At 68.5% G+C, this 14624-nt stretch carries 10 protein-coding genes; 8 read left to right on the top strand and 2 right to left on the bottom strand.

Translation table 11 applies throughout. From position 1 onward, the window contains the following. Positions 1-24 precede the first annotated feature (24 nt). Both D9T14_RS08705 and D9T14_RS08700 read right to left on the bottom strand, forming a co-directional pair. Positions 25-885, bottom strand: a complete 861-nt coding sequence (locus D9T14_RS08705; protein ID WP_121592110.1) for a PDDEXK-like endonuclease domain-containing protein — start codon at positions 883-885, stop codon at positions 25-27. Positions 886-1151: 266 nt separating this feature from the next. After that, positions 1152-2090 (bottom strand): fructose bisphosphate aldolase, encoded by a 939-nt coding sequence (locus D9T14_RS08700; protein ID WP_445648498.1) that lies wholly within the window; start codon positions 2088-2090, stop codon positions 1152-1154. 259 nt (positions 2091-2349) lie between these two features. Here D9T14_RS08700 and D9T14_RS08695 point away from each other — a divergent pair, with 259 nt between their 5' ends. The 8 genes from D9T14_RS08695 to D9T14_RS08660 all read left to right on the top strand — a co-directional run bounded on the left by D9T14_RS08695 (position 2350) and on the right by D9T14_RS08660 (position 14477). Then, complete coding sequence (locus tag D9T14_RS08695) at positions 2350-3339, top strand: aldo/keto reductase (RefSeq protein WP_170175620.1); 990 nt, start codon at positions 2350-2352, stop codon at positions 3337-3339. A gap of 252 nt (positions 3340-3591) precedes the next feature. After that, a complete protein-coding gene (locus D9T14_RS14230; protein ID WP_232012408.1) occupies positions 3592-4911 on the top strand; it encodes a mechanosensitive ion channel family protein in 1320 nt (439 codons plus the stop codon). 44 nt (positions 4912-4955) lie between these two features. Next, positions 4956-6434, top strand: a complete 1479-nt coding sequence (locus tag D9T14_RS08685) for a CCA tRNA nucleotidyltransferase (RefSeq protein WP_374955790.1) — start codon at positions 4956-4958, stop codon at positions 6432-6434. A 234-nt stretch (positions 6435-6668) separates the two neighbouring features. Next, positions 6669-8156, top strand: coding sequence for an MFS transporter (locus D9T14_RS08680; protein ID WP_232012410.1), 1488 nt, complete (start codon positions 6669-6671; stop codon positions 8154-8156). 98 nt (positions 8157-8254) lie between these two features. Further along, entirely contained in the window at positions 8255-10285 is a 2031-nt protein-coding gene (locus tag D9T14_RS08675; protein WP_126464139.1) for a DUF6049 family protein, read from the top strand. Positions 10286-10371: 86 nt separating this feature from the next. Further along, the gene (locus D9T14_RS08670; RefSeq protein WP_126464140.1) at positions 10372-12099 is read left to right on the top strand and encodes a protein kinase family protein; all 1728 of its coding nucleotides are present in this window, start codon (positions 10372-10374) and stop codon (positions 12097-12099) included. A 133-nt stretch (positions 12100-12232) separates the two neighbouring features. Further along, positions 12233-12952 (top strand): histidine phosphatase family protein, encoded by a 720-nt coding sequence (locus D9T14_RS08665; protein ID WP_119161949.1) that lies wholly within the window; start codon positions 12233-12235, stop codon positions 12950-12952. 205 nt (positions 12953-13157) lie between these two features. After that, a complete protein-coding gene (locus tag D9T14_RS08660) occupies positions 13158-14477 on the top strand; it encodes an ABC transporter substrate-binding protein (RefSeq protein ID WP_119161950.1) in 1320 nt (439 codons plus the stop codon). Positions 14478-14624 lie beyond the last annotated feature (147 nt).

The following is a 14624-nucleotide window of genomic DNA, read 5'->3' as shown; positions in this document are numbered from 1 at the left end:
ACGGGCTGAATCGGCCACATTGCGTCAGTTTCGGCATGCCCAGCCGCGGCGCCGGAGGATGCGACGCACCGTGGCGACCACGTTCTCGGGATTCTCGTCGAGTTGACGCCAGGTGACCCGCGCGACGGCCCAGCCCTGAGCCTGCAACTGCTGGTCACGCAACCGGTCGGACTCGAAGGTCTCCCTTCCGGAGTGGAACTCGTAACCGTCCACCTCGACGGCGACCTTGAACCGGATCCAGGCGACGTCGAGGCGGAAACCACACACCGCCACATTGGTTCGCCAGCCGGTGAGGCCGGCGGACCGCAACAATCTGTGCAGCAGCCGTTCGCCCTCGCTCCAGGGCTCGTCGCGGGAGTCGGTGAGCAGCGCCCTGCGAGCAGCGGCCCCGGGCCGAGGGCCGAGGTCGTGGAAGGCCGACCAGAGGTCGCCGAGCCCGACACCGGTGCGCAGCGCCTCGTCGAGGACCTGCCCGCCGAGTCGGGCGCACAGATCGACAGCGGTCCACGCGGGACGGGTCACCCGCAGCCTGCCCACGGTCATCACCCACTGGGGAGGAATCGACGACCGATGCCATCTGAAGCCGGGTGTGTTGCTGACCGCGTTCGCGCGAGTGACCTCGACGACGGTGACGGGGCACCGGGGCCAGAAGACCAGGGCGGCAGCGGCCTCACCGCTGATGACTGCGTCATCGAAGTGCGTGCAGGCCGCCAGGGCCCGTCTTCGCCAGTCGGCTGAGGCGCCGGCCTCCACATAGCAGCCGGGGAGTACCCGCTCCAGCTCGCCGCGGCCCAGTGCGCCGCCGATCGCCCCGCGCAGCCCGGGCCAGGCGCGACGCTCGATCACGCCGCGGGCGGCGAGGATCTGCTCCAACTGCTCGTGCACACCGGGGAGTGTGGCCGCGGCGGCCGCTGCCCGTCAGTTGCCCACAGACTGCCCCTCACCAGCTCGGACGGCGTGCAGGGGCTCGCTGCCCCTGTCCCGGGCGCCCCGGCCCCGGACTTGACCGCCCGGTGTTCGTGAAGCGACCGCTGCGGCGGCCAGCAACCGGGTACCGGGGGAAGACCGCCCCGGGGAGGAGAACGGCGGTGAGGGGGCCGAACCAGCCCCCTCACCGCCGTGCGTTGATCATCGGTGTGCGTTCGGCCCGGTCACGTCGCCGAGGCGGCAGCGATCTCCTCGATCGACGCCCTGAGTTTCGCGTCGAACTCCTCCTGCGTGTCGTTCACCGACAGGCCCTCGGTCAGCGCCCGGGAGAAACTGGCACTCATGCCGGTGTTGCGTGCCAGGCGCTCGCAGGCCTCCTGCCGGGTGAAGCCACCCGACAGGGCGACGACGCGCAGGACGCGCGGGTCGGCGATGAGGTCGGCGTAGAGGTTGTCCCTGACCGGGATGGTCAGCTTGAACATCACCTGCTGCCCCTCTGGCAGATCATCGAGGTGGGCCTTCAACTCTGCGTGCAGGATCTCCTCGGCCGCCTCGCGATCCTCGGCGTGGATGTCGGTCTCCGGTTCGATGATGGGCACCAGCCCCTTGGCGAGGATCTGCTGGGCGATCTCGTACTGCTGGGCGACGATGGCCTTGATACCGGCCTCGTTGCAACCGGCGATCACCGAGCGCATCTTCGTGCCGAAGATGCCGTTGGCCACCGCCCGGTCGAGCAATTCGTCGAGGGCCGGCATCGGTTTCATGAGCCGGACGCCGTCCGCCTCCTCGAGCAGGCCCTTGTCCACCTTGAGGATCGGCACGATGCCCTTGCGCTCCCACAGGTACTGGGCTGTCGGCAGGGACTCGACAGAGTTCTCCATGGTGCGCTCGAACAGGATCGCGGCGAGGATGTGCTCACTGGTGAACGAGGGGCTCGTCATGATGCGCGTACGCATCTGGTGGACGAGGTCGAACATCTCCTCTTCGGTGCTCCAGGCGTCCTCGCCGATGCCGTAGAGCCGCAGTGCCCTTGGGGTGGAACCACCCGACTGGTCGAGTGCCGCGATGAAGCCCTTGCCGCTTCCCATGCGTTCTTGCTGTTGCGTGTTCATTGTCGACCTCCATGCTGGTTGATCTGGCTCCGACGTTGGAGCCGACGTCATACGTGGCGCCGATGAGTACAACCCTACGCAAGAAAGCCACCAGCCAGCAGGCTTCGCGCGGTCCACAATGACGCACCTGGTCACTGGGCCGGGCCGGCAGACCAGGAGAAACCGCAGCGGCCACGCCAACAGCCGGGCACTCACCTGTACTTAACTCTAGATATATCTAGTTTATTTACTAGAAATATTGATACTTGTCGATCCTCGCGGGCCGGGATGCTGACGGCGTCCTCCCGACCGCAGTGTCACAATGACATCCATGGCTGACGACGCTCACGCACGGATGCAGTACCGCACGGCCGGCCGGTACGGGCCGATGCTTCCTGTTCTCTCACTGGGCATGTGGCAGAACTTCGGCGACCGTGCGCAGCACGACGAGCGTCGCGAAATCGTCCTGGCGGCCTTCGATGCGGGCGTCACCCATCTCGACCTCGCCCCCGAGTACGGCCCGCCCGCCGGGGCCGCCGAGGAGTTCGTCGGTTCGCTGCTGGCCACCGAGTTCGCCGGACGCCGGGACGAGCTGACCATCGCCACCAAGGCGCACGGCACCGGGGACGAGTTCGCCGCCGGCCTGGACGCCTCGCTCGGGCGCCTCGGCACCGACCACGTGGACGTCCTGTACGCCCACTGCCCCGGTGACACGCCTGCCGAGCACGTGGTGGCGGCGCTCGACGCCGCGGTCCAGACCGGCAGGGCCCGCTCGGTCGGCGTCTCGGGCGCCACCGCGGAACAGACCAGGCTGATCGCCGACGTGGCACGCGCCACGGGCACGCCGCTCAGCATCGCCCAGCACGGCTACTCGTTGTTCGACCGGCGTGCCGAGGGCGGTGCACGCTCCGGCGAGTACAGGACCTCGGTCATCGACGAGTGCGAGGACCACGAGATGGGATTCGCCGCAGGAAGCCCCCTCTTCCAGGGACTGCTCACGCACACCTACCGTGGCGGCGCGATACCCGAGCGCTCCAGGGCGGCTGCCAACGACAGCTTCCCGCGGGCCTGGCTGACCCACCGGAACATGCTGCGCATCATCAGCCTCGAGGAACTGGCACGCCGGCGCGGGCAGACCGTCGCCCAGCTCGTCCTCGCCTGGGTGCTCTACGACGAGCGGGTGACGACCGCGGTCATGGGTGTCCGCAGTCTCGGCCAGCTGAACGAGAACCTCGCCGTGCTCGGCACGCTCGATTTCGACGATGCCGAGCTCAGCCAGATCGAACCGAACGGTGCGCGCGCCGGCTGCAGCATCACCTGATGCCCGTCCTGCACGCGGAGCGGGGTCCGACGCAGGGCCGGCTCCTGGGCGCCCCGGCCGGCGGCGGCCACGAGCCGTTCGAGGACCACTCGTCGCCGGGCCGAGGCCGGCCACTGGCCAGGGGCGCAGACGGCCCCGGGCTCATCCCCAGTCCTGGGGATGGCACAGCCGGTCCGCAGCAGAGCGCGCCACAATGGGAGACAGCGTGCTGAGTGCCCCTCAGCACCGACGAGCAAGTCCAGGAGGGCACGCGTGCTGCCATTGAACATCGAGTTCGTCTGGCCGAACACACTCATCGAGATCGTCGTCACCATCGCCGTTGCGGTCGTGACGCGTTTCGTGGTGCGCCGTCTCATCGACCAGTTCATCAAGCACGCCGGTCAACGCCAGGCAGAGCGTGCCGGCCATGACATCACGACCACCGGGATCAACACGAACCGCGCCACCCAGCGCGCCAAGACGCTCGGCACGGTACTGAAGTCGATCACCGACCTGATCCTCATCGCCGTCGTCGTACTGACGGTGCTCAACTCGATCAACATCAACGTGATGCCTGCGATAGCTTCCGCCGGCGTCGTCGGCATCGCGGTCGCCTTCGGGGCGCAGAGCCTGGTCAAGGACTTCTTCAACGGCATCTGCATGATCATGGAGGACCAGTACGGGGTCGGCGACATCGTCCGGATCGACGACATCAAGGGCACCGTGCGTGCGGTCGGCTTCCGCATCACCGAGGTGCAGGACATCAACGGTCAGGTCTGGTACCTGCGCAACGGCGAGATCACGACGGTCGGCAACATCTCGCAGGGCTTCTCGAAGTCGACGATCGACATCCCGGTCAGCGTCGACGAGAACCCGGGGGCCGTCATCAAGCTGCTGCGCCGCACCTGCGCGCGCATGGACGCCGAGCCCGACTGGCACAACCAGATGCTCGAGGCGCCGAACGTGCTCGGCCTGAGCTCACTGGACGAGAACGCCGCCATCTACCAGATCCTCATCAGCTGCCCTGCCGACAAGCAGTGGAGCGTCGAACGTGAGATCCGCAGCCGCATCCTGGCCGCCCTGCGCCGGGCCGGCATGCACACCCCCCGCAGGACCATCCTCGCGGTGCCGTCGAAGAAGAACGAGGACATCACGTCTGCCCAGTCCGGGCAGAAGCGTCACCCGCTCAGCAAGGCCGCCCGCGACCGTCTGGCGGAGCAGGCCGCCGGAACGGGCCGAGGCGCCAGGCCCGACGCCGACGCGCCGGATCCCACCGAGGCCGGCGGGCAGGCGCCCGCTCCCGTCCCGGAGCCGCAGGCTCCCGGCCAGCAGATCACGGCCCGCGAATGGCTCGAGGACTCGGCGGGCCGCAATGTGCGATGGGTCTCGGCCAGCGACACCGGCCACAACATGGCCGCCGAGGAGACCATCGCCATGGACCCCACGGTGATCACCAAGCAGGCCGGCCGCCGGCGCCGCAGGTTGCGCAAGCCCGGCACCCAGGAGCCCTCCGGCGAGCACGATCAGAAGACCCCGGCAGCCCAGGTGCTCTCCGCCGACACGACCCACCAGTTGCCGAAGGTCGGGGACTGACTCGGCCTGCGTGTTTCGTACGACCCCGACTAGACTGGACCGACGTGTCCGACTCCACCGCCGCCCTGTCCCAGGTCCAGGCCAGCGCCGTTGCCGAGTTGCTGGAGGCCACACCGCTGATCGGTGAACTCGGCCGGCTCTTTGCCGAGGCCGGCGAGGAGATCTACCTGGTCGGCGGTTCGGTACGCGACGCGCTGCTCGATCGCCTGGGGCACGACCTCGACTTCACGACCTCGGCCGGCCCTGACCGCACCGAGGAACTGCTGCGCTCGTTCAGCCGCACCGTCTGGACGGTCGGCAAGCAGTTCGGCACGATCGGCGCCGCCAGGAAGTCGGATGGGCGCGAGTGGGCCGTCGAGGTCACCACCTTCCGCGCCGACGCCTACTCCCCCGAGTCCCGCAAACCCGTCGTCGCCTTCGGGGACAACATCACCGACGACCTGGTGCGACGCGACTTCACCGTCAACGCGATGGCCATCGACGTCGCGGGCAGGGCATTCGTCGACCCGCACGGCGGCCTGAAGGACCTTGCCCGCAAGGTGCTCCGCACGCCGAGCCCGCCGCAGGTCAGTTTCAGCGACGACCCGCTGCGCATGATGCGCGCCGCCCGCTTCGCCGCCCAGCTCGGTTTCAGCGTCGAGCCCGCCACCTTCAACGCGATGACCAGCATGCACGAGCGCATCTCGATCGTCTCGGCCGAACGGGTGCGCGACGAGCTGAGCAAGCTGCTGCTGTCCGACACCCCCCGACCGGGCCTGAACCTGCTCGTCGGCTCCGGGCTCGCCGACGTCATCCTGCCCGAGCTGCCCGCGATGCGGCTGGAACGCGACGAGCACTTCCGCCACAAGGACGTCTACGAGCACTCCCTGACCGTCCTCGACCAGGCGATCGCCCTGGAGAAGGCCCGCGACTACAAGAACGGCCGGCCCAACCCCGATCACGAGCCCGATCTGGTCATCCGGCTGGCCGCGCTGCTGCACGACATCGGCAAGCCCGCCACGCGCGGCCTGGACGGCGGCAAGGTCACCTTCCACCACCACGACGTCGTCGGCGCCAAACTCGCCCGCAAGCGCCTGCGGGCCCTGCACTACCCGAAGAACGTCGTCGAGGCGGTCAGTCAGCTCATCGAGCAGCACCTGCGCTTCCACGGCTACGGGGAGCAGTCCTGGACCGACTCGGCGGTGCGCCGCTATGTGCGCGACGCCGGCGACCAGCTCGAGCACCTGCACATCCTCACCCGCAGTGACTGCACCACACGCAACCGGCGCAAGGCCGAGGCGCTGCGCCGCGCCTACGACGAGCTGGAGGCCCGGATCGACGAGCTGAGCGCCCAGGAGGAACTCGAGGCGATCCGCCCCGACCTGGACGGCAACCAGATCATGGAGATCCTCGGCATCGGCCCGGGACCGGAGGTCGGCAAGGCCTACAAGCACCTGCTCGCCCTGCGCATGGACGAGGGGCCGCTGGGCGCCGAGCGCGCCACGGCCGAGCTCCGGGCGTGGTGGCAGGACCAGCCGCACTGAGCTGCCCGCCGGCTGCCTGTCCCCAGGGCATGGGGCGGGCATCGGGAGGGTCCGACCAGCGGTTCGGCAGCGACCCGTCCCGCCGGCGAGGCGGGAACCCGGTCAGGACGTTGAGGTCACGCTCGGGGCGCCTGGCTCGCGGGGCCGCGGCAAGCACTTACACTGCCGTTCAGGGCATGGGCATCGGCAGCACCAGCCGAGCCGTCCGTTTGACTATCTGAAACGAAGGAACCCGTGAGTCGTCTCAGCTCTGAGAACAATCTCATCCGCATCGAGGGATCCGCCAGGGTCTTCAACCGCGTCAAGGTCCTCCTGACCCTGATGATCCCGCTCGCCATGGCACTCATGGCGATCTCCTCGATCAACGTCGCTCTGCCGACGATCGAGCGGGCGATCGGGGCCTCGGACGCCTCGATGCAGTGGATGCTCTCGGGCTACGCCCTCGTCTTCGGCATGGTCCTCGTCGCCGCGGGCCGCATCGGCGATCTGCTCGGCCGCGGCACGGTCTGGATCATCGGTGTCGCCGTCTTCAGTCTCGGCTCGCTGGCCTGCGGTCTGGCCAACAGCCCCCAGCTGCTCAACATCGCCCGCCTCGTCCAGGGCTTCGGCGCCGGCGTCTACAACCCGCAGACGATCGGCATGATTCAGCAGCACTTCAGGGGTCAGGCCCGGGCGAAGGCGTTCAGCATCTTCGGCCTGGTCATCTCGGCATCGGTGACCGCCGGCCCGCTGCTCACCGGCCTCATCATCCGCATGGTCGGGCCCGACATCGGCTGGCGGGCCTCCTTCATCTGGAACTTCCCGCTGGGTCTGGTCGGTGTCGTCCTGGCCCTGGTCTGGTTCCCGTTCGAGACCGAGCGCCGGCGCCGCCGGGCCCGGCGCGAGGGCCAGGCCCAGGACAACCACCTCGACCTCGACCCGATCGCCATCACCCTGCTCGCCGCCGCGGTGCTGTGCATCATGCTCCCGTTCATCCTCAAAACCGGCCCATCATTCGCGCTGCTGGCCCTGGCCGCCATCCTGCTCGTCGCCTGGCTGCGCTGGGAACGCGCCTACAAGGCCCGCGGCCACCAGCCCATGGTCGACCTGGCGATCTTCCGGCATCGCTCGTTCACCCACGCCACCGCGATCAGCGGCATGCAGTTCCTCGGCGGCACCTCGGTGTTCGTCCTGGTCGCCCTGTTCATCCAGAACGGCATGGGCGCCTCGGCCCTGGCCACCGGTCTGCTGGGTTTCCCGAACGCAGTGATCTCGGCGGCCACCTCGATCCTGACTGGCCGCGTCGTGCTCGCGAAGGGCCGCAACATCATCATCGTCGGCCTGTCCTGCATGACGGTCGGCGTCGTCCTCACCGCAGCCACTGCGCACGTCGTCATCGGTCAGCACATCAGTTTCTGGTGGCTCATCCTGCCGCTGTCGCTCATCGGCTTCGGCAACGGCTGCATGACCGGCTGCAACCAGACCCTGTCCATGGTCGAGATCCCACCAGCCAAGGGCGGCGTCGCCGGAGGCGTCAAATCCACCGTCGAACGCATCGCCACCGCCATCGGCAACGCAATCACCACGGCCATCTTCTACTCACTCGTCACACGAGGCTGGGCGACCGCCCTCATGAGCGCCTACACCGCAATCGCCCTGTTCATCGCCGCCTCAACCGCCCTGGCCATCTTCGACCGCGCAACCCTCGGCAGAGGAGCCCTCAAGCCGGGCTCGATGCAGTGACCCGGCCACCGCGCCGCAACCCACCCCGGCGGGACGCCACGCAGCCATTGGTGGCGGACGTGAAGCGTCCTCACAAGTGCACCACCTACGATGGGTGGGTGAGTCCGGACCCGCGAGAGGCAGCCGTGCCGACCCGTCGCACCCGGCCTGCCTGGCTGGTCGCGCTGGTGACGCTGCTCGCCCTCGTCCCGGGCCTGCTCGGCCTGGGCACCGCCCCTGCCGCGGCCGACGATGAGAGCGCGGCCATCACGATCACCAGCATCAACCCGATAGTCGTCTCGGACTCCGGCGAGCTGACGATCACCGGATCGCTCACGAACACGGGCTCCGCACCGATCACCGGTGCGAGCCTGCGGCTGTGGAGCACCCGCGGGCCCATCACCAATGGCGACGCCTTCTACAACACGCTGGACGGCGACCAGGACGTGACGAACACCCTGCCCGTGCGGAACGACGACGCCTCCACACAGGTCACCGGCCTGGCCGCCGGGGCATCCAGGCCCTACGCCCTGAAGGCCCCGTTCAACGGACCCGAGTCGCTCGGCCTGGCGAGCCCCTCCAGCGCCTATCTCGTCGGCGTGATGCTCGTCGACGCCGACGGGACCCTCATCACCTTCACGAGCGCCGTCATCGGCTACCCGGGAAGGGACGGCTACCGGGCGACGACGGTCGCCGAACTGTCCAGTGCGCCATCGCTCGTGCCCGCCACGACCGATGGCAAGCAGAAGAAGGCCGTGTTCACCGATGACCACCTGGCCGAGGAGATCGCCGAGGGCGGCCGGCTCGCCCTCATCGCCGAGCTGGCCGAGAGCAGCGACGTCAACGCCCTCATCGACCCGCTCCTGTGGGACGAACTGACCGCCATGTCAGCCGGTTACCAGGTGCGCACCGGCCCCGGGTCGACGACCGACGGGACCGGCCAGGCCGCGGCCGCCGCGTTCCTCGAACGCCTCAAACGCATCGCCGGCAACGGGCGCAGCTACCGCACCCTGTACGGCAGCCTCGACGTCACCGCCGCAATGGCCGCGGGCCGTGGCGAACTCGTCGACTCCGCCGCCACCGCCCCCGCCGGAACCCCGCTGTCAGAGCTGGGCCTGGCCGTCGTCACGGACGGCTCGTCCACCTCACAGGCGATGGTCGAGGCGCTCGAGCGGGTCAGCCCGCAGATCGTCCTCTCCGCCGATCTCGATCCCGACGGAGAGCTCTACCAGGTGGATGGCCTGACGATGCTGGCCACCCACGCAACCATCGCCACAGGGATCCCTGGCGCCGCCACGAACTCCGACGCCCAGCGCGCCGCTCGTCTGCAGGCGGAACAGCTCGTCTACTCGCTGTCGGATTCGCCTGCGGTCGACGTCGTCACCACGACCGATGCCGCCCGCGCCGAGCTGGCCTCGGCCAGCGGACGCACCAGGCTGACCGTCAAGGAACTCGTGGCCTCCCAGCAGCCGGTCGCTGTCCAGCCCCGTGACTCCCTGCCGAGCGCGTCGGGCGACCGCGGCAGCGCCGAGCACGATGTGCGCGGCGATATCGGGGTCTACGAGGAGCTGACCGGCCGCAGCACCGGGATCGACGACGAAGCGCTGGTGCTGGCCGCCTGGAGTTCTGCTTTCCCCAGCGATGACGAGGCCACCGCGTACATCCAGCAGGCCCTGTCGCCAATCACATCGGCCCTGGCCTCGGGGGAGGTGAGCGTCCACATCAGTGAACGCCTCGTCATCCCGGCCGACGACAGCTCCCTGCCCGTCTCGGTCACCAACACCATGGACATACCGGTCAGGGTGCGCATTCACTTCGAGTCGGACAATCCGGGGCGCATCTCGATCGCGGACACCGAGGAACTCGAGATCGGTGCCGGTGACTCGGTCACCGTGCGCATCACCCCGACCGCGACGGGCAACGGCAACGTGCAGATGCGTGCTGTCGTCATGACCACCGGCGAACGATCCACCGAACTGGGACCGCGCAGCGAGTTCGTCGTCACGGCCAACAGTTCGGGACGGGTCGCCTGGGTGATCATCATCGCCTCGGGCATCGTCCTGATGGCCGCGACCGCCCTGCGGGTCAGGCAGGTGCGCCGTGAACGGACGCCCAAGCCCCGCGAGGACGCCGCAGGTGGTGAAACTTGACCCCCACCCCGGCGGGCCAGTCGGGGCTTGGGCGCTTCAGAGGGCACACTTGACCTTGTCCAGCCGACCCGGCAGCGAGGAATGACATGGAGCGAGCGCAGGAGCCAAGGCCCAGCAAGGGTGACGTGCTCGCCAACCGCTACCGCCTGGACGACAGACTGGACGCGATCGGTTTCGCCACCACCTGGCGGGGCCTCGACGAGATGCTCTCCCGCCCGGTCATCCTCCACGTCCTCGACCCGGAGGCCGTGACGACGCCCAAGGTGCTCTCGGCTGCGCGGCGCGCCTCCGTGGCCACCGATTCACGCTTCCTGCGCGTCCTCGACGCGCTCGACGAACCCGTCCCCTTCATCGTCTGCGAGGACAGCCCCGGCATGCGCCTGCGCGAGCTGCTCTCGTACGGACCGCTCAGCGGCGTCGAGTCGGCCTTCATCGTCCGCGAGATCGCCGACGCGCTGTCACCGATGCACGCCCGCGGTATCTTCCACCGCCGCCTGACCCCTGAGAGCCTCATCATCACGCCCAACGGCAACGTGAAGGTCGTCGGTTTCCTCGTCGACGCCGCGCTGTCCGGCGAGGACGAGGGGCCGTACCGGGAGCCCGCGCTGCAGGAGGCCGAGGACGTCCGTGCTCTCGGCAAGATCCTGTACGCCTGCCTGACTCAACGCTGGCCGGTACCGGCAGGACGCCCTCAGACCAAGGAGTTCGGCCTCGTCGCCGCACCGATGACCTCCCCGGAGGTCTCGAACACGCCCCGCTGGGTCCCCCCGATCACCGTCAACGCGAAGGTGCCGTCCGCGCTTGACGCCGTGTGCGTCTCGATCCTCACCCCGCGTGCCGGGACCAACCAGATCCGTAGCGTCGACCAGATCGTCCGGGCCATGAACCGCGCCATCGGCGCGGCCGACCCCGACGGCGACCTGGAACACCGCGTGCGCGCACTGGCCGGACGCGGCGGCATGTCCGGTACCGGTATGACACCACGCGTCCACGCCCTGGCCGAGCCCATGCAGGAACCACTCGTCAGTGACGCCCTGGTCGAGCAGGCCGAGGTGCAGCGCATCACCCGGGAAGCCGCCGAGCAGCGTGAGGCCCTGCTGGCCGAGCGCGCGGAAACCGCCGCCCGCATCAGCGACGAGAGGAGAGACCGGGCCGCCGCAGCGGCCAAGGACCACAAGCACGTCGATCCCTGGTCCACGACGCGCCTGTACCGCCTGCTGCGCTGGCTCGCACCGCTGTTCATCGCGCTCATGCTCGTCATCGCGCTACCCGGCATGATTCACTCCGCCCTGCACAATGACAACAAGGAACGCCGCGCCGCAGCCGGAGCGTCCGCCGACGCCGGATCCGCCCCGAGTCCCGTGTCCTTCACGGCCGTCTCGTTCGACCCGGTCGCCGACGGCGGCGAAGGAACCGAGCACGCCGACGAGGCCGCCCTGGTGGCGGACTCGGACCCGGGCACCGCCTGGTACACCGATCTGTACACCGGCTCAGCGGCCTTCAGCGGACTCAAGCCGGGTTCGGGGCTCATGCTCGACCTGGGCGAGGTGATGCCTCTGCGCCACCTGGAGATCACATTCGTCGGTGAACCCACCGGCGTGCAGATCATGGTTCCCTCGGACGCCGGGAACCCATCGCACGAGACGGTGAACGACTGGACGACGGTCACCGCCGACTACGAGGCGGGGGCTCTGACCGACGTCGACCTCGGAGAGGAGTTGAACACGCGCTACGTCCTCGTCTATCTCACGAGCCTGCCGCAGGTCGAGGGCGGCTGGCAGGGCGGCATCAGTGAGATCACGGCACGAAGCTAGCGCTCCGGCACCGCCCGGCCCCGCAACGCGCCATGTGGCCTTCTGGACCGTGCCGGCGACGGCTCCTGAGCGGGAGCACCCACGGCCATCGCTCTGCCCTGGACGAACCGGCCCAGCTGAATAGACTTCGCGTGTGAAACTCCTCCTGATCCGTCATGGTCAGTCGTCCAACAATGTGCTCACGGCAGCCGGGTACGCCTTCGAGGGACGCAGTGCCGACCCTCTGCTCACGGATCTGGGTCGTGTCCAGGCCGGCCGGCTGGCCCAGGCCTTCGCCGACGGACGGTTGCCCCGTCCCCAGGTGCTGTTGTGCTCACCGATGGTGCGCGCCGTCCAGACCTCCGTGCCGGTCAGCGAGGAACTCGACGTGCCGGTCGAGCTGGTCACCGATGCCTACGAGGTGGGAGGCCTCTACGGCGGCATGCCGGGCGCGCCGATCGCGGTGCGCGGCGCAGGTGCCAGCAGGCTGCGCGAGGTGAACCCCCGCGTCGTCGTGCCCAGCGATATCGGCGACGATGGCTGGTACGACAAGGGCGAGTTCGTCGAGGCCCCGGCCCAGGCCCAGGACCGCGGTTTCGCGCTCTTCGCCGAGCTGGAGCGCCGTTTCCGAGACGACAGCCGCGTCATCGGCCTCATCTGCCACGAGTGGATCATCCAGTACCTGCTGCGCGCCTCGATGAGCGCCGCCGGCGTGTGTGGCGTGCCCGACCCGTGGATCGCGATGATGAACACGGCCACCACCTACCTGGAGACCGACCTGCCGGCGCCCGAGCCCTACGAGGGAGCTGGTGAGACAGTGATCCACTGGATCAACCGCTTCGACCATCTGCGGTCCGAGGAACTGAGTCACTGAGTCGCACTCGGATGACTCAATATCTGGAATTCTATGAATAAAACTAGAATCTTAGATACTCCGCCATGACCACCCTCACCTTCTATCCTCATTTATTGAGTAGGAACTAGATACTCCAATAGGGAATCAGAGAGGCTCTGCCGGTAGAGTCTGTGCTGGGACGCTTCCGTCCCGCTGGAAGATCCCCCGGGCACAAGGAGACACCGTGCGGCTGCGACGCAGAGACCTGCTGAGGATCACCGGCGCAACCCTGGCCGCATCCGCTCTCACCGCCTGCGGCGGCGCCGAGGACGAACCCGCCCCGACCAGCAGCCCGAGTGACTGCGTCAGTCCCACCAGCGACTGGCATGACGCCAAGAACTCAGGATCGGGCACTTTGTCGATGCTCTCGGCGCTGCTCGGCACTCCCGAGTTGCAGGACCGTTACGCCAACAACGTTCTCACCGGTTTCTTCGGCTCCAGCAACTACCAGATGGCCACCACCTACACGACGAGCGACAAGCTGCCCGACAAGATCATCACCGCCCTCACCGGCGGCACGCTGGCCGATGTCGTCCTGCCCGAATACGGCTGGCTGCACTCCATGCGACGCCACAACGCGCTCGAGGCCGTGCCCGACGACCTCCTCACCGACCTCAACGTCGATGAACGCTTCCTCAGTGGCTGCCGCATCGAAGACACGCTCTACGGCGTGCCCTACACGATGGACCTCCAGGTCATCGGCTACCGCATCGACCTGCTCACCAAGGCCGGCATCACCGAACCCCCCGCCACGCTCGACGCGCTGCGGGAGATGGCCCGGGAACTCACCGGCGACGGCATCAGCGGTTTCGACCCGTTCGGTCCCGGCCTGGTACGTACCTGGGCCAATCTCGTCGGCGCCTACGGCGGCACGCTGTTCACCGAGGACGGCACCCTGAGTTTCAACGACGGCACCGGCGCGGCAGCGCTCAACTTCCTGGCCGAACTCATCAACGACGGCACGGCAAGCCTGTCGGACATCCCCGGCACCGGCAAGCCGCGCCTCATCACCCAGGGCAAGGCGGTCATGGCACCCATGGGCGTCGGCATCTGGGACGAGCTGAACCGCGAGGGCCTCGGCGACGAGGCGCACACGGCCTTCTTCCCCATGCCTCCCGACGAGGCCGGCGGAAGCCCATCGGTTCTCAAGACCGGCACGGTGCTGAGCGTCGCACGCCAGAGCCAGTACCAGGACGTGGCCTTCCAGTTCCTGCACCACGCACTCGAGGACCAGCCGCTGTCGACGACCGCTGCCATGATCCCGGCGATCCCCTCGCGCACTGGCCTGCTCGTGACGAGCGAGATCGCCTCCAACCGCATCGCCAACGCAGGCCTGGCCAACATCGACCATGCCGGTGTCATGCTCGGGGGCAGCGGCGCCTGGCTCGACCTGCGGCCCGTCATCGAGGGTCAGCTGCGTCTCACGCTTGAGGGCAAGCAGTCGGCGGCGACGGCGATCGGCAACCTGGCACGGGTCGTCAGCGACTCCAACAACGCGGGCTGAACCCCAGGAGCCTTCTCGTGCCCACACCGGCGAGAAGGGCGCGAAGGAATGAACCCGGCATCGTCCGTGTTCCCAGGACATCGACCCCCTGCCCTCCGGGCGGTCCTGAACCACCGGTGACCATCGGCGCCGCCCCAGACCGGATCC

Source organism: Propionibacterium australiense (genome assembly GCF_003666605.1).
GTDB classification, from domain to species: domain Bacteria; phylum Actinomycetota; class Actinomycetes; order Propionibacteriales; family Propionibacteriaceae; genus Propionibacterium; species Propionibacterium australiense.
This window is presented reverse-complemented; position numbering and strand designations above follow the sequence as displayed.